Consider the following 23,411-nt stretch of genomic DNA (forward strand, 5'->3'; position numbering starts at 1 on the left):
CTGTGAGATATGCCAGGTTACAGGTTTATAGTGAGTGAAAGGGTGTCTGTATGCACTTTCTTGTAGCTCCGGATTCATTCAAAGGTTCACTGACCTCGGCTCGCGCGGCACAGGCCTTCGCACTTGGCGTGCAACGTGCTTGCCCAAAGGCCAATATCCTGCAACTCCCGATCGCCGATGGGGGTGAGGGCACGGTGGCAAGCCTGCTTCAGGCAACGGGAGGCGAAATGGTCAACGTCGATGTTCACGATTCGCTTTCGCGGCCCATCCGGGCAGGCTATGTCGTCCTCCCAGACGGTACAGCGGTGTTAGAGGCGGCGTCGGCGGTGGGCCTAAACTTGGTTCAACCTGCGGATCGCAATCTCTGGCAGGCAAATAGCCGCGGCCTTGGCGAGTTGCTGCTCCATGCGCTCGAACGAGGTCATCGCCGAATCATCGTCGGCCTCGGTGGCAGTGGTACAAACGACGCGGGCATCGGATTGCTTTATGCGTTGGGTGCCCGTTTTTACGACGCCGCTGGCCGCTCGTTGGCACCGACGCCTGCCGCTTGTCAAGATGTGGCGCGGGTCGATCTCGCAAACCTGCACCCGGCTTTACAAGGCGCCGACATCTGGGCGGCTTGCGACGTCGCGAATCCACTCTGCGGCACGCGCGGGGCAACATTTGTCTACGGCCCGCAAAAGGGCGCTACCGCTGCGGAGCTGCCTCGCCTTGACGCCGCGCTGAGTCACATCGCCAGCACGGTAGAACAAGCGTTTGCGCGATCGTGCCAAACACTTCCTGGCGCAGGTGCGGCAGGGGGGATTGGTTTTGCACTGTTGGTCCTGGGTGCGCAATTTGCCCGTGGCGTCGATCTCGTTCTCGACGCGATCGACTTTGACCTACACCTCCAAACGGCAGACCTTGTTTTGACGGGCGAGGGATGCACAGACGAGCAAACATGCTTTGGCAAGGCGGTAGCAGGAGTGGCAGCACGCGCAAAGGCAGCGGGTGTGCCTGTGATCTGTATTTCCGGCGCGGTTCTAGAAGGTGCCAAAGGCTTATACGATCTCGGTGTCAGTGCCATGTTTTCGATCGTCAATGGCCCCATCTCGGCACAGGATGCGATGGAGCAAGCATTCTCCTTGACGGCCAACGCTGCAGAAATGGCCGTTCGTGCGTTTCTGGCAGGCTACCAGCGGACGCAGGGCACGATGCGGGACACCATGAATTCCTAATTGTGCTACAATTGACGTGTCCACTAGTATTCCAAATCTCTCTGGGAGACGACGAGGAAAGCCTGTGTTCTGGCTATTCTGTAACCGCTTCCGAAGTGTGGGCGAAGAAAGGGGTGTCCGCCTTGCACCTGTTTGACTTGCATGGTCGTACTGCTTTGGTCATTGGTGGTACCGGCGTGCTGGGCAGTTACATTGCAAAGGGGCTTGCCGAGCACGGGGCAAAGGTCGCCATTGCCGGACGGGATCAAACGAAAGGTGCACAAGTTGCCAAGCATCTGCAGGATCTCGGCGGTGAGGCACAGGTGTTTGCCGTCGATGTCCAAAATCAGTCGTCCATTGTGAACCTCGTGCATGATGTCGCAGCGTGGGCCGGGCGGATTGACGTCTTGGTTAACTGTGCAGGTGTCAACAGCAAAACACCGTTTTTCGACATCGAGGAGGCCGAATGGGATCACATCATGGCCACAAACGCCAAGGCTGTCTTTTTTGCCTGCCAGGCTGTGGGCAGACACATGGTGGAGCATGGCGGCGGCTCTATCATCAACATCTCATCCGTTTCCTCACATCCTCCACTCTCCGGTGTCTTTGCGTATGCCGCATCGAAGGCGGCTGTCAACAATATGACGCAGTACTTAGCGCGCGAGTTGGCTCCTCATGTGCGCGTCAATGCCATAATTCCGGGCTTTTTCCCGGCGGAACAAAATCGGAAAATCCTAACCAAAGAGCGGATCGACAACATCATTCGACACACGCCAATGGGAAGGTTAGGGGAGCCGGAGGAACTTCAAGGGATAGCTGTGTGGTTGGCGTCTGAGCGGGCTTCCAGTTTTGTCACTGGGGCATTGATTCCAGTCGACGGCGGGTTCACGGCGATGACGATTTGAAGAAGTATTACGCTTCCGTAGATTGTACCAAAAGGTGGGGATTCTTTCGTGGCAGCGCAAGGTGAACTCGCTACGTGGGTGCGCGAAGCCGTGGCATCGGTACGCGTCACCGATATGCACACACATTTGTTTCCACCCTCGTTCTCGGCGCTTCAGGTCAGTGGCGCAGACAATGTACTCACATATCACTATCTGATTGCCGAGGCGATGCGCGTTGGGCAGATGCCGCCGACAGAGTTTTGGGACTTGCCGACGCCTTTACAGGCGGATTGGATCTGGGAACAGCTATTTGAAAAGACGACACCGCTGAGTGAAGCCGCCTTGGGTGTGGTTCAAATAGCACAGGCGTTTGCCGTCGATTTGCGGAGAGAAAAGTTGGCCGGCCTGCGAGCAAAACTCGAAGCGACCGCCACCGACGTGTACGCCAACCATGTGCTCGATCTCGCCGGGGTTGACAGCGTGGTCATGACCAACGATCCGTTTGACGAGATTGAGCGGCGCTATTGGGAACAGGGCACGCCGCGCAACCCGCGCTTTCACGCCGCTTTGCGCCTCGACGTTCTCCTGAACGACTGGCCGCGGGCACAAGCGCAGCTGTCGCATAGCGGCTACCATGTGGGGCCAGAACTTGGCGAGGTCGATATGGCGGAGGTGCGCAGGTTTCTGAAAGACTGGGTTGCGAAAATCAAGCCGGTCTACTTCGCGTTTTCTGCACCTGACACGTTTGCGTTCCCAGAGGATAGCGTGCGGGGACGCCTGCTCGCCGAGGCGATTTTGCCAATCTGCCGGGAACAACGACTGCCGCTTGCGCTGATGATAGGTGTGCGCAGACAGGTCAACCCAAGTTTGCGATCCGCCGGCGATAGCACGGCAAAGGCCTCGATGCTGCCGATTGAAGCATTGGCTCGGCGCTACCCGGACAACAAGTTTCTTGTGACGTTTTTATCGCGCGAGGATCAGCACGAATTGGCCGTCACGGCGCGCAAATTTGGAAACATCATGCCATTTGGATGTTGGTGGTTTTTGAACACGGAAACGCTGGTTTCAGAAATCTCCAATCTGCGCCTTGAGTTAATCGGCCCCACGTTCGTCATTCAACATTCCGACGCGCGCGTGCTGGAACACGTCATTTATAAGTGGCGTCGGGCGCGCAAAGTCGCAACCGACGTCTTGACCCATAAGTATCAACAGTTGCAAGACGCAGGATGGGATTTGACGCGCGAAGATGTCGAGCGCGACGTGAAGCAGTTATTCTCACAAAACTTCTGGGATTTTGTAAAGCGTTGATCGGTTTTGAACAGGGGGCATCAGATTGTCAAACGTCATGCAACCACTCGGTCGCGTGCTCACGTTTGGGGAGCCGATGGTCGTGTGCGTTCCCAAAGAAGCTGGGAAGTTGACCGAAGTTCGAGATTTTCGTACCGACTGTGCAGGCGCGGAGATGAATACTGCCATTGGTCTGGCGCGACTCCAGGTGCCTACTTCATACTTGGCGCGCGTTGGCGATGACCCGTTTGGCGAGTTGATCCGCAGACAACTGCGAGCAGAAGGCGTCGATGATACGCTGGTCGACGTGTCGGCCGAGCGGCCCACAGGAGTGTACTTCAAACAGTGGCACGGCCTCAAAAAACAGACGCAAGTGTTTTATTACCGTGCGCTTTCGGCGATGGCCGGCGAGGGATTTGCGATTGACCGTGCAATCTCGCGCCTTCAGGAAGCGGCCTTTGCATGGGTGCACGCGACGGGCATCACGTGGATGATTGGCAGTGACGCCAAACAGTCGAGCTTTGAACTGGTCAAGTCCGCGAAGTTGGCGGGTGTACCTGTGTCGTTCGATGTGAACATTCGGTTGAAATTGGCGCCCATTGAAGAGTGGCGGGCGTTCGTGCGCCAAGTCTTGCCCCACGTGACATGGGTGTTCATGGGAGATGGTGAGGCGGAACAGTTGTATGGCACCTGCGATGCTGGCGAGGTGTTGACACGGCTTTGTGAGAACGGGTTTAGCGGCACGGGCGTCGTTGTCAAATGCGGCGACAAAGGCGCCGACCTGGCGACGACCGCCAAGCGGCTGCACGTCGATCCCTGGCCTGTTGAAACCGTCGTCGATACCGTCGGCGCAGGTGACGGATTCAACGCGGGTTTCATCGCCGGCATGCTGCGTGGATTTCCGCTTGACCAATGTTTGAGGCTCGGATCGCTCGTCGGTGCTTACGCAGTGACGGGGAGCGGAGACTTTAGCCAGTATCCGACGTGGACAGAAGTGGCGGCGCATCTGGACGGAAAGGGAGTTGTGGAGCGATGAAATCAGAGATCGTGGCGTGGTTGCAAGCGGCGCGCGTCGTTGCAGTGGTACGCAGGCTGCCGGAAGACGTATTTCATGACGTGATCGGCGCCTTAATTGAAGGTGGCGTCACAACCATTGAAGTGACCATGGATTCGGCGGGAGGTTCGCGCCTCATCGCCCAGACGCGCGAGCGTTATGGAGATAGGGCGCGCATTGGTGCGGGCACCGTATTGACGGAACAGCAACTGTTGGATGCGCATGCAAGCGGGGCCGAGTTTTTTGTTTCGCCGCATTTCGATCCGGCGCTTCTAAGCCTGGCTGAGAGCCTGGCCAAGCCCATGGTGCCAGGTGTGCTTTCACCGACAGAGGTGCATGCAGCCCGTCAGGCAGGCGCCGAAGCGGTCAAGATTTTCCCGGCGGCGGCCATGGGACCTGGCTACGTTCGCGACTTGCGCGGGCCCTTTGGCGATTTACAGGCCATGGTCACAGGCGGCATCGACGAGACCAACGCGCGCCAGTTTATCGAGGCAGGCGCAATCGCCGTGGGCATGGGCAGTTCGCTGTTTCCGAAGGCGGAGATTGCCGTTCGCGACTTTATAAGTATCGCGCGCCGTGCAGAGCGTCTGCGGACATTGTTGGGTTAACGGGTCAGGAGGTTCACAACGATGCAGATGTCATTTCGTTGGTATGGATCAAGCGATCCGGTGACACTTGCGAACATACGTCAAATCCCGGGTGTCGTTGGCATTGTCACCTCGCTTTATCACATACCCGCAGGCGAAGCTTGGCCAGAGGATGAGATCCGGGCGCTTTTCCAAACCATAGAAGCCGCGGGATTGCAACTGAGCGTGATCGAAAGCGTACCCGTACACGAGGATATCAAGCTGGGACGGGCAACGCGCGACGAGTACATCGCGAATTATCAGACGACGTTGCGGCGCCTGGCTGCCGCAGGCGTTCGCACGGTGTGCTATAACTTCATGCCTTTGTTCGATTGGTTGCGTACGTCGCTCGCTTATGAACTGCCCGACGGATCGACCACGCTCGCGTACTTTGACGAAGAGGTCGATGAACAGGCGTTGCTTGCCGGCCGTTTGCGATTGCCTGCATGGAACTTAGAGACGGATTCGCATCTTTTGCAAGAGATGCTTGTGACCTATCGCGAGATGGGGACGGAGGCGCTGTGGGACAACCTCGCCTATTTTCTGCAGGCCGTGATACCCGTTGCGGACGAAGTGGGGATCAACATGGCGATTCATCCTGATGATCCGCCCTGGCCCGTCATCGGCATCCCGCGTATCATCGTCAATCGCGCTGCCTTCCAGCGGCTCATCGGCCTTTGCGACAAACCCGCAAATGGCGTCTGTTTTTGCTCTGGTTCGCTTGGTGCCTCAGCGGACAACGACTTGCCACTCATTCTCCGTGAATTAGGAGAAGCAAAGCGGGTGCACTTCGTGCATTTGCGCAATGTGCGCAAAGTCGGGCCGCGGTCGTTTTACGAATCTGGCCATCTCTCTGCCGACGGCTCCATCGACATGCTGGGCCTTGTACGGGTGCTCGCCGAGATCAACTACGCGGGTCCCGTCCGTCCGGACCACGGGCGCATGATCTGGGGGGAGACAGGAAACCCCGGTTACGGTCTGTACGATCGCGCACTTGGCCTCGCGTATCTGAATGGACTCTGGGAAGCCGCACGAGCCTTCGTGTGAGTCTGTAAGGCAAACGAGCAAGTTGGACATACTCGGTATAATGGGCATGAGGAGTCCTTTTTGCGGGGCTCAACTTGCTTAAGGAAAGGTTTGTGCATCGTGATCGATACATCGCTGTTACAGGCTGTCGCACAGTTCGTTGAGGATGCGGGCAACATTGTGGAGGATATTGCGAAAAAGGGATTTGATACGCAATTCAAAGGGGTTTCGGATCCGGTCACGACGGCAGATCTGGCATGTGATACGTTTTTGCGCGAGCGGTTGCTCGCGCTTTTGCCTGGCTCTGGATGGCTCTCGGAGGAGACGCGTGACGATCTTTCGCGGTTGGACGTGGAGTATGTTTGGATTGTCGATCCGATCGACGGCACGCGCGAATTTGTGGAAGGCGTCCCGCAGTACGCGGTCTCGGTTGCGCTGTCAAAACGGGGTGAAGCCATACTCGGGGTCATTTGCAACCCGGCCCGGCGCGAACTATTCACCGGTTTGGTCGGCAGTGGGGCATGGCTCAACGGCAACCCCATACGTGCTTCACGCACGCGCGGCGAGCAGTTGACGGTGCTAGGCAGTCGGTCAGAAATCAAGCGCGGGGAATTTGCCCGGTTTGAGCAGACGATGCGTGTCGAAGCCGTTGGGTCTATCGCGTACAAGTTGGCCCTGGTTGGGGCAGGACAAGCCGACGCGACATTTAGCCTTGGGCCGAAAAACGAGTGGGACATCGCGGCAGGTGTCGCGATCGTAAAAGCTGCCGGCGGCCACGTGACCGACAAGGCGGCGAAGCCCTTTGTGTTTAATCAACAGAATACCTTGGTCAATGGCATTGTGGCAGCGACGGCAGAGTCGTATACGGATCTGCTGGCACAACTTCACGCCGAGTAACGATTGTCACCGGTTTAGCCGCGCACGCCAATCTGGGTCGCCGCGATGCCGAGGTACTCGCGCACGGCAATCGTTGTATCGTCGAGGCCTTGCATAGATGGCAACCAACCGAACGCGTCGTGGCTCGCTGTGCGATTGACCAAGTAGCCGACAGGATACGGCACGGCTTTCACCTGTGCTTTGGCAAAATCGAGCATGGCGCGGCGCATATGGTACGCAGAGGTGATGAGCAGGGGCGTTTGCACGTGGTGCGCCCGCAGAATGGCGGCCGAGAAAAAGGCGTTTTCCTGCGTGTCGCGACTATTTGGCTCTTGCCAGATCATCTGGTTGGGAACGCCCAGGGCGATGAGGTCGCGGCGGCCGATGGCGGCAAACGAGTAAGCGTGATCGCCCACGCGTGTGTTTGGCCCTCCTGACAGAAGAATTGGGATGTGCAGCCGGCGATACAACATGGCCGCCGCGAGCAGCCGGACAGACGAATCGCCGTATAGATTGCCAAGTCCGGTGATATCCGGCGTGCCTGTCGTAAAGCCGCCGCCCAGCACGACGATGGCGTCGCCTCGCGGGTCTTTGGGCTGGGGATACGCAGATTCGAGCGGGCCCAAAAGTAAGTTGGCGAACCATTGGGTCGAGACGATGGCGATGACGAGCGCGATTGCGATGTTGGTCTTTGCCAACCATCTGTATCGGCCAAGGCCAAAGAGCCCGGCGAGGGCGAAAGCCAAAGCGAACAGGCCGGGCGGGATCAACAAGCTTTCGATGATCTTGATAACGACAAACATCTCGTGACTCCTTTATGCCTTGGACCAGACTCTATTTAATCGAACAGCTTCAGATATTCTCCGTAACCTTCCTTTTCCATATCGCTCTTCGGGATGAAGCGCAGGGCGGCGGAGTTGATGCAGTAGCGCAAGCCGCCGGTCGCACGCGGGCCGTCTGTAAAGACGTGGCCTAGATGGGAGTCAGCTTGCTGGCTGCGCACTTCGGTTCGGACCATGCCGTGGCTGTAGTCTGGCCGTTCGATCACGACGTCGGATTCAATCGGCTTCGTAAAACTGGGCCAGCCGCAACCTGCATCGTACTTGTCCCGCGAGGAGAACAGCGGCTCGCCAGAGACGACGTCAACGTAGATGCCTTCCTCGTTATGATTCCAAAATTCATTGTGGAACGGTGGCTCCGTTGCATTGTGCTGCGTAACCTCGTACTGTAGCGGTGTCAGGCGGCGTTTCAAATCATCCTTATCCATATCCGAACTCATCCTTTCGCGATGATGTGTCCAAGTGGTTTCACGAGAAAGCGCCTCTTTGACAACTCTCTATTCAATGTAGCAAGGTTTTGCGGTGGTGTAAAAGATCAATGGCAGCCCAGCCCGCGTCACAGATTGGGGCCAGGCGGCTTGCATCAGTGAGGTTTCCCGACTTCCTTTAACTCTGAGACAGGTACTTCTGTAACGGCGCCATTTTCGTACCGAACTTCTGCGTATGGGCTCGATTCAAAGACGCGATTGATATACACCGGTGTTCCTTCGTATTCAACCGGTATGAACTCTTTCGACGCGATGATGTCTTTTGCGCGATGAACGTCCATCTTGGCTCCTCCCATCCAGTTTTGTTGACACGCATAGATGTAGCATGTCCCAGTTGGGCCACGGTATGAAACCTATGACAGGATAGGGTTCGGTTGGCGCAGCGATGCGCACGGATATAAAAAAGCCACGCCAATTCGGCGTGGCTTTTTGCGACATTGTTTACTCTTGATGAGACTCCTTGCCGAGTTCGTCCAGCATGGCGGTCACCAGGCGAATGCCCTTTTGAACATTGGGATCCTTGAGCAACTTCAACAGGCTGAATACGCTGTACACCGTGGTGTCGTGCTCCGCGCGTTCTTTCGCGGCGTTGTAGGCGCGCAGCCCTTTCTTCGCCACGTCGACAGCCGGTTTCGTGAAGTTTTGGAACATGTTCGAAAATCCTTCGAGGGTATCGCCATCCGTGACGACATCTTCCGCTGCCTGGTAGACACGGCCAAGCAAGTATACTATCTTCGACAGACGGGGAAGGTTTTCGATCACGGTGGTTAAACTCGTGAGCGTCTCTTCATCCTTTGTCAGGGCCGTCATCACTTGCGCAATTTGTGGAAGTTTCTCCAAGATGGTATTGAGGGATGCTTGTACGGCGGGATCGAGCAGGACGTCAGAGACGTCGACCGTTTCGTGGGTTTGCGTTGCCTCACTCACTGAATGTGCCTCCTTGCCTTCGTTGCACCGATGGAACCGCGTGCGATCCTAGGATTGTCTGGGACGTTACATTCCATTGCCCAGTATAGTGGACGCGAGCGACAATGTCTAATAGATGTTGCCGCGATATTGCCGTACATGCCCGCGCACCTGTATGATTCAAACTGTATAGCAAAAAGAATTGTGTAACTTGTCGCAGATGGAGTGATGGTGCCGTGTTGATGGACAACGCATGCGTCCATTCCCAACCAGGGCTTGGGACGAAGGTGCGTGGTGCTGGCTTTGCCGAACACGAGGCGCCATACGTTCAAAGTGTTCGCTCTGGACTCGACTCGTATTTATTCCGCTTGCAAACCGATGGCCAAGCGCGCGTTTTGATTGGCGATCGTCTGTTGGTTGCCGAGGCGGGCGATCTTGTCATGTTTGCACCCGGGCAGGTGTACGAACTGCGGATCGAAGGGAACGATGCTGATCGCACGTCGACAAACGACGTGTTGTCGACGGACCTCTACTTGTTTTGTGAAGGTCCCTGGTTAGATCAATGGTGGCAAGGGCGCTCGCGAAGGACGCATCTGCGGTTGGCTCTTCATGAGAACTGTGTGTATCTTTGGCGACAACTCATCGAGGAGTACCGGCGACCGGGCCAGCCGGATTTGGAGTTGTGCGATTACCTGTTGCGGGCCTTGTGTCTGACCGTCGATAAATATGGTTACGATCCCGCTGCCGCATCTCCCATTCCCTTAGCGGCGGAGCGCATTCGCTCGTATATTGAGAAGCACGCAGCAGAGGAGTTTACCTTGCGCGACGTCGCTGAAGACATTGGACTCTCCGTGTCGCGGGCGGTACATGTCTTTAAGGAAGCCTATGGGCAAACGATTGTTCAATACTTGCAGGACGTACGCTTGCAAATGGCATGTGATCGAATGCGCTTTAGCAATCTCAATTTAGAGCAAATTGCCGATCTTTGTGGTTTTCGTTCATATTCCTACTTTTATCGCGTGTTTCGGGCCAAGTATGGCGTCTCCCCAAGTGAATTTCGACAGCGGGCACAGTGACCGCCAGCATTCGGCGGTCTGCCCCGCTCCCACCCTAAAATTCCCAGAAGATAGGTCAAAACGGCTTAGTTTTCTTGCCAGCCAAATTCGTCATTAGATGACCAAATCGACAATATGCAGCCTTCCTGGTTTGTGGTTAAATGACATTCGTGTCGCACCACCGGGTGTCGGAAAGTGGGAGAGGAGAGACTTTTGTGGAAGGCGTGTACCGGCGTTTAAGCCGCTTTTACCGACCTTATTTGCGCTTGCTGTATGTTAGTTTAGGCTTGCTGGTGTTAACGACAGCACTTCAACTCGCCTATCCGTATTTACTGAAAATGATCGTCAATCGAGTCGTCATCGGTCATCATTTTCAGGCTTTGCTGCCGCTATCTGCGGCGATTTTGCTTGCGTCGGTGATCAAAGGCGTATTTAACTTCTCGCAAGCGTATTTGGCGCAGGTGTTTGGCAGCAAAACCGCGTTCGATCTGCGCAACGCATTGTACAAAAAACTGAATCATCAACCGTTTTCCTATTATGACAACGTTCATACAGGGGATCTGATGTCGCGGATGACGGCGGATTTGGATGCGTTCCGCATGTTCTTTGCATTCGGCATCAATAACCTGATGAGCCTAGGCCTTACCGTCGTGCTTGGGATCAGCATGATGTTGACGATGAACTGGATTTTGGCGTTGGTTCTCACCGCTCTCATGCCTATTTTGGCGGTGACGGCTATCCGCTTTGACCGGCAATTGCATCCGGTATTTCAGGCTGTGCGGCGCACCCTTGGCAATCTGAATTCGGGCGTGCAGGAAAACCTCATGGGTATGCGCACGGTGAAATCGTTTGCAAAAGAATCGTTTGAGATCGACAAATTCAACGAACGCAATGACGCCTATTATGGTGCAAACATGCAGGCGACGAAGCTTTGGCGCAAGTTCTTCCCTTTTATCGAACTCGTCGGCAATATTGGTGTGGTACTTATCTTGATGGTCGGTGGCTGGCTCGTCATGTCATCGCATATGAACTTGGGTGACCTGGTCGCCTTTTTGTCCGTGGTTTGGTACATGATTTGGCCGATGTCGCAACTCGGATTTTTCCTCAATAACTGGACCCAAGCAACAGCAGCAGGAGAGCGTTTACTCGAGATTCTCGAGTACCCGGACGACCTTGACGCGTCAGAGGAGCAAATCTCGCAATCGGTCCAAGGAAAAGTAGAGTTTCGCAATGTCGGTGTCAAGATGGGCGACAAGTGGGTTTTATCGGATATCAACTTTACTGCAGAGCCGGGTCAGACCATTGCCTTGCTTGGCTTGACCGGTGCCGGCAAAACGACCTTGACGTCGCTCATTGCCAGGTTTCGCGATGCGACGGAAGGCGAAGTATTGATTGACGGGATCAATATTCGATCCTGGAACCGTCACGCGCTGCGCTCGCAGGTCGGCGTCGCGTTTCAGGAACCGTTCCTCTTCTCGACGACCATTTTCGCCAACATTGCATACGGGCGCCCTCACGCAAAGGTCGAGGACGTCCGCCGGGCCGCTGCCATGGCGGACGCCGCGGAGTTTATCGACGAGCTTCCCGAAGGTTATATGACACTCGTCGGTGAGCGCGGCATGGGACTTTCTGGTGGGCAAAAGCAACGCGTTGCCTTAGCCCGGGCAATCTTGCTGAATCCAAGCATCCTCATTCTCGACGATGCGACGAGCGCGGTCGACATGGAGACGGAATATGAGATTCAGCAGGCTTTGCAAAAGGTCATGGCCGGACGGACGACGTTTATCATTGCCCACCGCATATCGTCACTCAAGCGCGCGGATCAGATTCTCGTCCTCGACGGCGGACGGATCGTCGAACGTGGTACACATGAGGAATTGCTCGCCAGTCACGGACTATACCGGCATATCTTCGACATGCAGTTTCAAGATTTCGCTTCGATGAACGATAGTGGAGAAACAGCACAGACTGGAACGGAGGGGCACATCGGATGAGCGTGAACGCGAAGGAACAAGTGCGCTCCGAAGCGTCGAATCGCGAAGAATTGCTACGTGCGCCTTTTATTTACCGCGATGATGAGGCTTTGGAAAAGAGCTTTCAATTTACACTCATGAAGCGGCTTGCGTCATATATGCGACCTTATCCTGGGCTGATGGCAGCTGCTTTCTGCGCGACGCTAGGCAACCTGGCGGTCACACTCATCGCCCCCTACTTGGTTGGCCGAACCATTGATACGGCGATTGCACACCACCGCGTGCATGCGCTGTTGGCTTATGGAGCCATACTCATTGGGCTTTACTTGCTGAACTTTGCGGCGTCGTCATTTCGCATCTATTTGACGAACCAACTTGGTCAGTGCGTCATCCAAGGATTGCGCAGGGAGTTGTTCGTCCACGTCCAGGGATTGTCGAGCGATTTTTTCGATGCCAGACCAGCCGGGTCGATTTTGGTTCGGATTTTAAATGACGTCAACTCACTACAAGATTTGTTCACGAACGGCGTCATCAATTCGATTACCAACTTGTTCACGTTGATTGGCATCATTGCCATCATGTTTTCACTGAACTGGCAGTTGTCGATTGTGACATTGGTCGTCGTTCCTTTCATGTTTATGCTCTCGTTGCGCTTGACGATTCAAATCCGTCGCGCGTGGCAGCAGGTGCGTCTTCGTCTGAGCCGAATCAACGCGCACTTAGCAGAAGGCATTCAAGGCATGCGCGTGACCGAATCGTATGTGCGCCAGGACGAGAATCAAGTGTTCTTTGAAAAGATGAACCGCGATTACATGGCGACGTTCTTGCGTGCGCAGCGCTGGTCCATTCCGTTTGGCCCACTCGTCGACTTGACCGGTGCACTTGGTAGCGCTTTGCTTTTCTGGTATGGCGTGCATCTGTTACACAATGGCGTCGTCACGGTCGGGTTGCTCGTTTCCTTTGCCAACTACCTCGGGAACTTCTGGACGCCCATCGGCCAACTTGGTCAAGTGTACAACCAAATTCTCGTCGCCATGGCGTCTTCAGAACGCATTTTCCAGTATCTCGACACCAAAGCGAATGTCGTCGATCGCGATGACGCAATCGCTTTGCCACCCATTAAAGGAAAAGTTGAGTTCCGTTCTGTTGGCTTTTCCTATAAAGAGGGCCGGAGAGCGCTGAGCGACGTATCATTTGAAGCTCTGCCAGGGCAAACCGTGGCCTTGGTTGGCCATACGGGCGCCGGTAAAAGCACGGTCATCAACCTGCTAGCTCGCTTTTACGATCCGACAGAAGGTTCCATTCTTGTCGATGGCAAAGATATTGCCAAGGTGTCCCTCGATAGCTTGCGCAGTCAGATTGGTATCGTGTTGCAAGATACCTTTATCTTTTCGGGAACCATTATGGACAATATCCGGTACGGCAATCCGGCTGCTTCCGACGAAGAGGTGAAGGCGGCTGCACGTGCCGTCTATGCGCATGAGTTTATCGAGAACTTGCCAGAAGGTTATCACACGGAGGTGCGCGAGCGCGGCAGCCGCTTGTCGCAAGGACAGCGCCAACTCATTTCGTTTGCGCGAGCCATTCTTGCTGATCCGCGCATCTTGATACTCGATGAGGCGACGGCGAGTATTGATACCTATACCGAACACCTGATTCAAAAAGGGCTTAACGTACTGCTGGAAGGGCGGACGGCGTTTGTCGTCGCGCACAGGCTCTCGACGATTCGCGATGCCCATCAAATTTTGGTGTTTGACGGGGGCCGGATCGTCGAACGTGGGACACATGCGCAACTCATGGCGCATGGAGGCTATTACTACGACTTGGTAGCCGCACAGTACAAGTTTCTCGCATAAGTGTAGGAAGGGGCGAATGTCTCCCTTCTGTTTAACGATCAAACCATGTATACTTTGCACTAGCCCGGCTCTCTGGCCGGGCTTCAACATGGTAAGCGGTACATATCGGAGGCGAATCATGGGACAAGAACGGGTCTCCAAGGCAAATCGCTTTAGTCCTTTTATCTCGTTTTCGCGTGAGGAGTGGCGACAATTGCGCGCTTCCACGCCGCTTTTGTTGCAGGAGGAAGATTTGGCGCGCCTGCATGGAATCAACGAACGCGTGTCGCTCGCTGAAGTCGAGGACATTTATCTTCCTTTATCAAGGCTATTAAACCTGTACGTGGGTGCGACACAAAACCTGTACGAAGCGACCCACAAGTTCCTCGGCCATACCGGAACGAAGGTCCCTTATATCATCGGGATTGCGGGAAGTGTTGCCGTCGGCAAAAGCACCACTGCTCGCATCGTGCAAGCGCTCTTGTCGCGCTGGCCTAATCATCCGAAGGTGGATCTCGTTACGACAGACGGGTTTCTGTTTCCAAATGCCGAATTGGAGCGCCGCGGTATCATGCACCGCAAAGGATTTCCGGAGAGCTACAACACGCGGCGGCTTATTCAATTTTTGGCGGATGTTAAGTCTGGAAAACCAATTGTCGAGGCTCCAGTGTATTCACATCTTGCCTACGACATCGTCCCGACCGAAAAAATCGTAGTTCGTCAACCTGATATCGTTATTTTAGAGGGGCTCAATGTCCTGCAGACGTCGGCCGCCAGCCATGCGCAGAGGCCGATGAACATCTTTGTGTCCGACTTCTTCGACTTCTCCATCTATGTCGATGCGCCTGAGAACTTAATCCGCGAATGGTACATCACGCGCTTTTTCACATTAAGACAAACCGCGTTTCGCAATCCAGAGTCGTATTTTCACCGTTATGCATCGCTGACCGATGTGGAAGCTGAAGCGACGGCCTCGCGTATCTGGGAAGAGATCAATGCAAAAAATTTACGGGAAAACATACTGCCCACCAAACCTCGTGCGCAGTTAATCTTACATAAAGGAGAGGGACATCAGGTACAAGAGGTGCAGTTGCGGAAGATATGAAGGGCGATTTGGTAGGCATTGCGCAACCTTGGCAAAGACGCTACACTACAAGTGATGGGACGATATTTGGATCGCAGGGACTGAAGGTGTCCCGGTGACGTACCGACCCGTGAACCATGGGCGGCATGTTGAGGAGAAGCGCTATGGAGACGACGGATTGGGCGGCGGTGCAGCGGATCGTTCCAGAACTGATGGGCGTGTTGCAGAATCGGTTGCGGATTTTACAGCGAGTCAACGCCCTTGCACCCATTGGGCGGCGGGCCTTGGCACAGGCGATGGGGCAGTCGGAGCGGACCCTGCGCTCCGAATTGGATGCGCTTAAGCAACAAGGGCTGCTTCTCACGTCGGCGTCGGGCGTCACACTGTCGACCGAAGGACTGACTCTATTGAGTCAGTTGGAGCCAGTTGCGGCTGCCCTCGCAGGTCGGTCGGACTTAGCTTGGCGGCTTTCGCAGGCGCTTACTGTCGCCAACGTGATCGTCGTCGAGGGAGACAGCGATGTGGAGCCATGGGTGACGGAGCGCATAGGCTCGAGCGCGGGGGAGCTACTGATCGACGCTATTCGCGATGGCGACGTGATCGCCGTCACGGGCGGTACGACGGTTGCAGCCTTGGCGAAATCGGCGCCGGTTCGTTCCGGGCTGCGCGATATTCAAGTCGTCCCGGCGCGCGGCACCGTGGGGGAAACGGTGGCCTACCAGGCGAACACGATCGCGGCGGAACTCGCTGAAAAGCTCGGTGGTCGCTCGGTGATGTTGCACATTCCAGACAGCTTGTCGCAAAAGGCGTTGGAACAATTGCTGGAAGATCCGTACATTCAGCAGCGATTGCCTGTCATTCGATCCGCCACGGTTGTCGTGCACGGCATCGGTGACGCCTTGGCAATGGCGCGAAGGCGGCACGCCAGCGACGCCGAATTGGCATTGCTGACCGAGCGGGCAGCGAAGGCCGAGGCTTTCGGACATTATTTCAACGCCTACGGCGAAGTCGTGTACGCCATGCAAACCATCGGCTTACGGCTGACGGATGTCGAACGCGCGCGCCTGGTGGTTGCCGTCGCAGGGGGCGCGAGTAAAGCGCAGGCCATTGCTGCGGTCGCGCAGGCGTATCGCATCGATGTCTTGGTGACGGACGAGGGAGCTGCACGCAGACTGCTGCAAATGAAATCCGAATTAGACATGTGAGGAGAGAATCGAACATGGCAGTGAAAGTAGGCATTAACGGGTTCGGTCGCATTGGACGTAATGTGTTTCGTGCGGCACTCAACAACCCGAACATCGAAATTGTGGCTGTAAACGACCTCACGGACGCAGAGACGCTGGCGGCGCTGTTAAAGTACGACTCTGTACACGGCGTTTTGGCTGAAGACGTTCAGGCAGAGGGCAATAATCTTATCGTTGCGGGCAAGACGGTCAAAGTATTCGCTGAGCGCGATCCGGGCGCGATTCGATGGGCCGATGCTGGCGTCGAAATCGTGATCGAATCGACGGGTATTTTTACGGATAAGAACAAGGCCGAAGTGCATATCACGCAAGGTGGAGCGAAGAAGGTTATTATTTCGGCTCCGGCGAAAAACGAAGACGTGACCATCGTCATGGGTGTAAACCACGAAGTGTACGACCCGGCAAACCATCACGTCATTTCCAACGCATCCTGCACGACCAACTGCTTGGCGCCGGTTGCGAAGGTAATCGACGACACGTTCGGGATCGTCAAAGGTTTGATGACGACGGTTCACTCGTACACCAACGACCAACGGATTCTCGATCTGCCGCATAAGGACATGCGCCGTGCTCGTGCCGCTGCATTGAACATCATCCCAACTTCTACGGGTGCTGCCAAGGCTGTCGGCCTCGTTTTACCGCACCTTAAGGGACGCCTAAACGGCATGGCTATGCGCGTGCCGACACCGAATGTGTCCATTGTCGACCTTACGGCGCAGACGAAGAAGACGGCGACGATTGAAGAGGTTAACGGTGCGCTGAAGGCGGCTGCTGAAGGTCCGCTAAAGGGCATCTTGGCGTACAATGAGCTTCCTCTCGTTTCCCACGATTACAATGGCGATGCGCATTCTTCGACGGTCGATGGCCTATCCACGATGATCATCGACGATATGGTAAAGGTCGTCGCTTGGTATGACAACGAATGGGGCTATTCGAACCGTGTTGTCGACCTTGCTTCTTACATTGGGTCGAAGATGTAAGCCTATTTCAGACATGACCCGTCGGTGCCGTCGATAACGGCGGCACTATAAAAAAGGCCTTGGCGATTGGTTCGCCAAGGCCTTTACTTTGACTGGATTATGTTGTTGCTGCCTTTGGTCGCTCAACGGTCTGTTCCGCCGACCTTGCGTTGTCCGCCAAGCGCATTAAGGTGTGCCCCAGCCGTCTCAGCTTCGCGTCGTTGATGCTGTAATAGAGCCATCGCTGGTCATCCGGATCGCGGCGGACGCGGATCAACTCGTAGTCGCGTAGCACCTTAATGTGATGTGACAGTGTGTTCTGGCGGATACCTAAGGTGGCGCTCAATTCTGCTGCACAGCGTTCACCGTTTGATAACGCCTCGACGATGCGCAATCGCTGTCGTTCGCATAGAACCGCCAGTCCGTCCCACGTCGTGCCTTGTACCGTATCCTTCGCCCTCGAATTCAACGTACAATCCCTCCATCAAAATCCGATGCACTTGTCTTTGAATTGTGAAACGACCTCGTCGTTAGCTCACACTGTGCCGCGGTGATGTTGAGGTTGCTGAGTGCTGTATCTCTTCGTTGTCTTCGAGTGAACGCTGTTTCATTTCGGGTACGGCCACCAGAGTCAGTACGGCGCCTAACAAAGCCACGCCTGCCAGCATGCCCATCGTGACATTGAGCCCTGACGCCTTGAGAATACCGGGCAGGACGAATGCACCGAGAAAGGCCCCAATTTTGCCACCCGCCGCAGACATGCCATGCGCCGTTCCGCGCAGATTGGTTGGGAATACCTCCGACGGAACGAGGAATGTCGTGGTGTTCGGTCCGAATTCGATAAAAAAGTAACTAATCGCGTAGACAATCAGGAACACAATGGGCAACTTCGCGATGGTCGGTACGAAGAAAATTGCCGCATACGCACAGGCCATCACGACGAAACCGACGCTTTGAATCGTTTTGCGGCCGATTTTATCCATGAGACCGGCGGCCACGAAATAACCAGGTACCGCTGCGACAAGGAAAATAGCTGTTGCCACAAGGGTTGTCGTCACCAGAGCTGCGTGTGGGAGCAAAGCCTTCAAAATGAGTTGCGATGAGACGCTGTTGCCGTAAAATGCGACGTCGATTAAAAACCAACTGCCTGCCGTGCCAATCAGTCGAATGACATGTTTGCGGCTCCACATACTTTGCTTTGCAACCGTACCATTCCAAGATCCGCCGGCGACACGCTGGCCTGTCAGGTGTGATGCGACGTTAGCGGCTTGGCTGGCGTCCTGTTTGACGGCGAGTAGATAGCGCGGCGTCTCAGGCATTTTCCGACGCAAGTAGATGACGGATGCGGCGGGGATTGCACCGAGTCCCAGCATCAGTCTCCAGGCAATGGCATGTGGAATGCCAAGTGACAGCAAAAGGGAAGCGACCAAAGGTCCAGCTAAAAGCCCAAGGCCCTGCATGGCAAATACCATCGTCACCAAAAATCCACGGTTTTTTCGATTCGCATACTCGGTCATAATCACCGAACTGGTTGGGTAGTCACCACCGACGCCAAGGCCAACAATGAATCGGAAAATGACGAGCCAGATGAAGGACGGTGCACATGCGGATAAAATGGCGCCCACGGCCAGCATGGCGACTTCGATTCCGTACATTGCCTTACGACCAAGCAAATCCATCAGCTTGCCGAAAAACAAGGCTCCGAGTGCTGCAGCTGCCAATGAAGTACTGTTGAGTATCGACAACTGTGTCGTGGTCAGGTGCCACATTGGCGTCAAAATAGCGGTAACCGTCCCGATGATAAACAGGTCGTACGCATCAGTGAAAAAGCCCATTCCTGCCGTCAAAATGGTTTTCCAATGAAATGAATTGAGCTTGCTTTCGTCAAAAGCCTCTAGAACGCTGGAATTGACGGACACAGTGGTCGCTCCTTTGCTTATAAGTGAGTCTGAGTTGTCAATGTTTCGATGAGCACTGATACAGTTTGCACCATTTCGATTGTGGTCGATGTATTCCGAAGTGAATGTTACGCCTCAATTGTGAAGATGGCATATGCGGATTGTGAAGACTTTGTAAAGGTGTAGGTAAGAAGTAGGGTGTTTTGGAGTGAATGTGGGTGGTATGGTTAAGGTTGGGGTTATCCGATAGGCAACGGAGGCTGAGCCTCTAGGGTTCAGTCTCCGTTCACCGGTTAGGAATTAGATGGTTCAAGCCCATTCCGCACGCAGAATAGGTAAAAGCGGGTCGGATGGCGCAATTTCCTTTACATCTTGAATTGTGACACCGAAGAGGGACGGTTGATTCACATATGCAACTTGACCATTGGTAAAGTCGATCCAAGCGCTTTCAAACGCATATAAACCAAACTGGTAGTCAAACCGAAATCCGCAGTCCGCCACGGTCTTATTTTGATAAACCAATTTATGTGACGATGTTAGCCACAGGTACGCGGAAGATGGATCCGCTGACTGCGCATTCTTGAGTGGCGTCGCGGTCGGCAGAACGCTTGCAAGGCCTCCATTCACGTTCCATTTAATATTGTAGTTTCCTGGGGATGCATTCAAAGCGTCGTACTTGATGCGATTAGGCGACAGAAACTGAAGCGTACCGTGAAATCCCGGAGGAATGGTCACATTTAACGATGCGCCCTTTGTCTTCGCCCTGACCGCAGCTTGAAGCTGCTTTGTGAAGCTGGCGTTAAAGGACGGAACTGTCTCTCCGAATGCAGACTGAAATGCCTGATCCGGATTTTCGTGTGTCAGGTTGTTGGCCAGTTTGGCAATCGAGGAAATCCCGAACTTCGAAATTAGGTCACAGATGGCAAGCCAGTCTTGAAGTTCGTAATCATAGGTCTCGGATCCTGACAAAATGGCTGCTTCGTCGTTGGATAAGGGCACAAGAGATCCGGATTGGACAACGTCCAGTATATCCTCGGCGTATTCGCGCTCGTCACCCTCGAATTCTGCCTGCGGCTCAATTGCCTTTTGTCCGTTAAATCCCATATAGACGGCCATGCCCTCATTCATCCAACTCGGCAGATACGAGATGTTCTGATTGATGGTCACATGCGTCAACTCATGTGTCAAGGTATTGGCGAGATCGTAATCACTTGTATTCTGGAATAACGGGATAATCACCGTGCTACGTAAGGTGAAACCGTTCGAATCCTGAGAGAGACTACTGGCATCGCCCTGCGATACACCAATTTGTTGCAATAGTTTGGCGTACGAAGACGCGTTATTGACTAGATAGACCGTCGCCGGTTTATGCATGCGCAGACCGAGAAAGTTGCTGATGCGACTGACGGAGTGGACGCGACTAAGGATGGCCTCGGCGCGCTGAATGTCTGCGTTTGTGACGCCACTGCCGTAGGCTTCGAACCGCACCATGCTGGAGTCGGCAGGTACAGGCGAATAAGCATAGGAAACGCGTGACGGATCCGCCGTATGGCTTGGAGCATTCTGGCCGCTGTCCGCCAAATTGGCCGCGCCTATACTCGCAGGTCTTTGATGGATTCGGGATGCTGAAAACGTGGGGGAATATGACCAAGAACCGAAGGCGATGCCGGCGAGGGCGATGCCAGCCGCAAAAGTAGGCCAAAGCGCCCTATGAATACGCTTTCTCATGTTGTCCAACCCTCTCGTGATATGAGCCGATCTACTAAATATATAGCCTGAGTTTTGAGGAATTTGCAAGAGAATTTCGGAGTGATTGCCACGCTCGTGGAAACGCTTCAAGGCCAGCCCAGTAGGCTGGCCCCGAGTTCGTCTTTGCAGTGAGGCGGATCAGTTTCGCACGATGGTCTGTGCCCGTTCCGGCCCGACGCTGATGTAGCGGATGGGAACACCGACCCAGTTCTCAATTTGCTCCACAAACGCTCGGGCGTTCGCAGGCAACTCGTCAAAGTGGCGGCAAGTGGATATATCCTCATGCCAGCCCGGTAGGGACTCGTAGACCGGCGCGACGTGTTCCATGTCATAGGCGGGCAAGGGCCATTCATAACGCGATCCGCCTTTGTCATAGGCGACTCCGACGCGAACCTCATCCAGGCCCGACAGGACATCCAGCTTCATTAAGGCGAGTTCTGTATAGCCATTGATCCAAGCGCCGTATCGCAGCGATGGGATGTCGAGCCAGCCGCAGGCGCGAGGGCGGCCCGTCGTAGCCCCATACTCATGACCTTTGTCCTGCAAATATCGACCGTATTCGTCATGCAGTTGTGTCGGGAACGGGCCTTCGCCGACTGCAGTGGTGTACGCCTTGGATATACCGGTGATTCTGCGAATGGCAGTTGGCGGTACACCGGCACCTGCACCGATGCCACCGGCTATGGGATTGGACGAGGTGACAAACGGGTAGACCCCCCAATCGAGATCGCGCATGATGCCAAGCTGCCCTTCAAACACCACGTGTTTGTCTTGCTTGTAAGCTTCGTACAACAGCGGTGTCGTATCCGCAATAAAGGGAAGTAGCTGATTGCGTGCTTCCATCAAGGTCGACCATACATCGTCCCATGTCCCGTAGTTTGCGAGTGCGGGGATGCGCGCTAACTTGGCTTGGTACGCAGCTTGCAGGCGTTCGCGGAGGCGCTCTACGTCGCGGAGCTCTCCTATCTGCAGGCCAAAGCGACCGACCTTGTCTTGGTAGGCTGGGCCGATACCTTGCAGTGTTGTACCAACCTTCTTAGCGCGCTGTTCTTCTTCCCATCTGTCTTGCCACAGATGATAGGGCAGAACCATGTGCGCACGTTCGGAAATCATGAAGCGGCTGGTGTCAATCCCCGCGTCCTGCAAGGTCGCAAGTTCTTGCACCAACTGCCCTGGGTGGAGAACGACACCCGCCCCGAGCACCGAGATCGTATGTTTGTGAAAGATGCCTGAGGGCACCAGGTGCAATGCAAACTTTCCGTGCTCGTTAACGATTGTATGACCGGCATTACCGCCGCCTTGATAGCGAACAACGACGTCTGCGGACTCAGCCAAATAGTCGACCATTTTGCCCTTGCCTTCGTCGCCGTACTGTGCTCCGACCACCGCGTGAAACATGGGATGACCTCCTCAAATCGCTTTCACATGCTTCAGTGTACGTCTCTTTTGGATATGTGTAAAATGAATGATGTGTATTGTTCTGATACGATTTGCGTATAGGTGATGAAGCATTGGATGTTTTATATCGAACCTTGCTTGCCGTTGTCGAGCATCAGACGTTGTCTGACGCGGCACGTGTGTTACATACCACACAGCCGACGGTAACGCGTCAGTTGCAGCAGTTGGAACGGCGACTCGGGGCACCGTTATTCGATCGCTCTGGCAAACGGTTGACGCTCACTGGCGCAGGTGAACGCGTATATGCGTTTGCTTCGGAGCTGCAGACACTTGAAGTGCGCTTACAGGAAGAACTACGCGAGTTTGCCGATCCGAGCGCAGGTCTTATTCGCATTGGCGCGGGGCTTTCACCCACTTTATATCGGTTGCCTTCTATTCTCGCGCAATATGCGGAGCAACATCCGCGTGTACGCTTTCAGGTTGTCACCGGATCGTCCAAATTGACCATGAAGCGGTTGCAAGCGCGAACGATCGATGCCGCCATCGTCACGACGCCGCCTGCCAAAAGCGACGATTTCGTGATGACGCCGCTTTGGCGAGACGCGTTGGTCGTCGTGGCGCCGTCTGGCCACCCACTCGCTGGATGCGCTTGTACATTGGGCGATCTCGCTCAGCAACCGATGGTCGTGATGCATCCAGAGTCTGGTTTACGGCAGTTGGTACATGATACGTTTACGCGCATGGGTGTTGCGGATCCGGCTTTACCGCTCATGGAGACTGACAGTTTGGAAGCGATGAGCCGCTTTGTACAGGCGGGGATGGGACTGGCCATCGTGCCATGGCCGGCCGTTGCCGAGGATGTGCAAGCAAAGAGATTGTGTACGGTCAATCTCATCGATGTCGATCTCGGTGCGCGTACCGTCACACTTGTCGTACGCAAGCACACGACGATGCCGCAAGCAGCACAGGCCTTTGTTTCGTGGCTCGCCGCACGGTCAGAAGCACCGGATTGCGAATTGCGGTAAGATGAAGTG

At 54.9% G+C, this 23,411-nt stretch carries 22 protein-coding genes; 14 read left to right on the top strand and 8 right to left on the bottom strand.

The window, feature by feature from the left end; genetic code table 11:
- Window positions 1-50: 50 nt before the first annotated feature.
- From QMF38_RS07335 to QMF38_RS07365, 7 genes are all read left to right on the top strand, one after another.
- Entirely contained in the window at window positions 51-1,217 is a 1,167-nt protein-coding gene (locus tag QMF38_RS07335) for a glycerate kinase (RefSeq protein ID WP_281759037.1), read from the top strand.
- A 122-nt stretch (window positions 1,218-1,339) separates the two neighbouring features.
- Entirely contained in the window at window positions 1,340-2,101 is a 762-nt protein-coding gene (locus QMF38_RS07340) for an SDR family oxidoreductase (RefSeq protein ID WP_281759038.1), read from the top strand.
- A gap of 48 nt (window positions 2,102-2,149) precedes the next feature.
- A complete protein-coding gene (locus QMF38_RS14940; protein ID WP_281759039.1) occupies window positions 2,150-3,388 on the top strand; it encodes a glucuronate isomerase in 1,239 nt (412 codons plus the stop codon).
- Window positions 3,389-3,413: 25 nt separating this feature from the next.
- Complete coding sequence (locus QMF38_RS07350; protein ID WP_281759040.1) at window positions 3,414-4,403, top strand: sugar kinase; 990 nt, start codon at window positions 3,414-3,416, stop codon at window positions 4,401-4,403.
- Window positions 4,400-5,029, top strand: a complete 630-nt coding sequence (locus QMF38_RS07355) for a bifunctional 4-hydroxy-2-oxoglutarate aldolase/2-dehydro-3-deoxy-phosphogluconate aldolase (RefSeq protein ID WP_281759041.1) — start codon at window positions 4,400-4,402, stop codon at window positions 5,027-5,029. Before QMF38_RS07350 ends, QMF38_RS07355 begins: the two co-directional genes overlap by 4 nt.
- 21 nt (window positions 5,030-5,050) lie before the next feature.
- Entirely contained in the window at window positions 5,051-6,094 is a 1,044-nt protein-coding gene (gene uxuA / locus QMF38_RS07360; RefSeq protein WP_281759042.1) for a mannonate dehydratase, read from the top strand.
- Window positions 6,095-6,193: 99 nt separating this feature from the next.
- Complete coding sequence (locus QMF38_RS07365; protein WP_281759043.1) at window positions 6,194-6,970, top strand: 3'(2'),5'-bisphosphate nucleotidase CysQ; 777 nt, start codon at window positions 6,194-6,196, stop codon at window positions 6,968-6,970.
- 14 nt (window positions 6,971-6,984) lie between these two features.
- Here QMF38_RS07365 and QMF38_RS07370 read toward each other — a convergent pair whose 3' ends face one another.
- The 4 genes from QMF38_RS07370 to QMF38_RS07385 form a co-directional block, all read right to left on the bottom strand.
- Window positions 6,985-7,752, bottom strand: coding sequence for a YdcF family protein (locus QMF38_RS07370; protein ID WP_281759044.1), 768 nt, complete (start codon window positions 7,750-7,752; stop codon window positions 6,985-6,987).
- Window positions 7,753-7,787: 35 nt separating this feature from the next.
- Window positions 7,788-8,216, bottom strand: coding sequence for a peptide-methionine (R)-S-oxide reductase MsrB (gene msrB, locus QMF38_RS07375; protein ID WP_281759045.1), 429 nt, complete (start codon window positions 8,214-8,216; stop codon window positions 7,788-7,790).
- Window positions 8,217-8,371: 155 nt separating this feature from the next.
- A complete protein-coding gene (locus QMF38_RS07380; protein ID WP_058093777.1) occupies window positions 8,372-8,557 on the bottom strand; it encodes an H-type small acid-soluble spore protein in 186 nt (61 codons plus the stop codon).
- Window positions 8,558-8,717: 160 nt separating this feature from the next.
- Entirely contained in the window at window positions 8,718-9,203 is a 486-nt protein-coding gene (locus QMF38_RS07385) for a DUF1641 domain-containing protein (RefSeq protein WP_040290712.1), read from the bottom strand.
- A gap of 221 nt (window positions 9,204-9,424) precedes the next feature.
- Between QMF38_RS07385 and QMF38_RS07390 the strand changes: the two genes are divergently transcribed.
- The 6 genes from QMF38_RS07390 (at window position 9,425) to gap (ending at window position 17,353) form a co-directional block, all read left to right on the top strand.
- Window positions 9,425-10,258, top strand: coding sequence for an AraC family transcriptional regulator (locus QMF38_RS07390; protein ID WP_281759155.1), 834 nt, complete (start codon window positions 9,425-9,427; stop codon window positions 10,256-10,258).
- 194 nt (window positions 10,259-10,452) lie between these two features.
- Complete coding sequence (locus QMF38_RS07395; protein WP_281759046.1) at window positions 10,453-12,231, top strand: ABC transporter ATP-binding protein; 1,779 nt, start codon at window positions 10,453-10,455, stop codon at window positions 12,229-12,231.
- A complete protein-coding gene (locus QMF38_RS07400; protein ID WP_281759047.1) occupies window positions 12,228-14,066 on the top strand; it encodes an ABC transporter ATP-binding protein in 1,839 nt (612 codons plus the stop codon). The genes QMF38_RS07395 and QMF38_RS07400 overlap by 4 nt, the downstream gene beginning before the upstream one ends.
- A 118-nt stretch (window positions 14,067-14,184) precedes the next feature.
- The gene (gene coaA / locus QMF38_RS07405) at window positions 14,185-15,150 is read left to right on the top strand and encodes a type I pantothenate kinase (protein WP_281759048.1); all 966 of its coding nucleotides are present in this window, start codon (window positions 14,185-14,187) and stop codon (window positions 15,148-15,150) included.
- Between the two features lie 143 nt (window positions 15,151-15,293).
- Window positions 15,294-16,334, top strand: coding sequence for a sugar-binding transcriptional regulator (locus QMF38_RS07410; protein WP_281759049.1), 1,041 nt, complete (start codon window positions 15,294-15,296; stop codon window positions 16,332-16,334).
- 14 nt (window positions 16,335-16,348) lie between these two features.
- Window positions 16,349-17,353: a type I glyceraldehyde-3-phosphate dehydrogenase gene (gene gap / locus QMF38_RS07415; RefSeq protein WP_281759050.1), complete on the top strand. Its 1,005-nt coding sequence runs from the start codon at window positions 16,349-16,351 to the stop codon at window positions 17,351-17,353.
- 97 nt (window positions 17,354-17,450) lie between these two features.
- On the opposite strand, the gene QMF38_RS07420 is transcribed toward gap, so the two are convergent.
- From QMF38_RS07420 to QMF38_RS07435, 4 genes are all read right to left on the bottom strand, one after another.
- Complete coding sequence (locus tag QMF38_RS07420; RefSeq protein WP_281759051.1) at window positions 17,451-17,801, bottom strand: ArsR/SmtB family transcription factor; 351 nt, start codon at window positions 17,799-17,801, stop codon at window positions 17,451-17,453.
- 61 nt (window positions 17,802-17,862) lie between these two features.
- A complete protein-coding gene (locus QMF38_RS07425) occupies window positions 17,863-19,251 on the bottom strand; it encodes an MFS transporter (protein WP_281759052.1) in 1,389 nt (462 codons plus the stop codon).
- A gap of 288 nt (window positions 19,252-19,539) precedes the next feature.
- Window positions 19,540-20,958: a hypothetical protein gene (locus QMF38_RS07430; RefSeq protein WP_281759053.1), complete on the bottom strand. Its 1,419-nt coding sequence runs from the start codon at window positions 20,956-20,958 to the stop codon at window positions 19,540-19,542.
- Window positions 20,959-21,117: 159 nt separating this feature from the next.
- On the bottom strand, window positions 21,118-22,377 hold the full coding sequence (locus tag QMF38_RS07435; RefSeq protein ID WP_281759054.1) for an adenylosuccinate synthase: 1,260 nt from the start codon (window positions 22,375-22,377) through the stop codon (window positions 21,118-21,120).
- A 113-nt stretch (window positions 22,378-22,490) separates the two neighbouring features.
- Between QMF38_RS07435 and QMF38_RS07440 the strand changes: the two genes are divergently transcribed.
- Window positions 22,491-23,402: a LysR family transcriptional regulator gene (locus QMF38_RS07440; protein ID WP_281759055.1), complete on the top strand. Its 912-nt coding sequence runs from the start codon at window positions 22,491-22,493 to the stop codon at window positions 23,400-23,402.
- Window positions 23,403-23,411 lie beyond the last annotated feature (9 nt).

This window comes from Alicyclobacillus hesperidum subsp. aegles, assembly GCF_027923525.1.
Taxonomy (GTDB): Bacteria; Bacillota; Bacilli; order Alicyclobacillales; family Alicyclobacillaceae; genus Alicyclobacillus; species Alicyclobacillus aegles.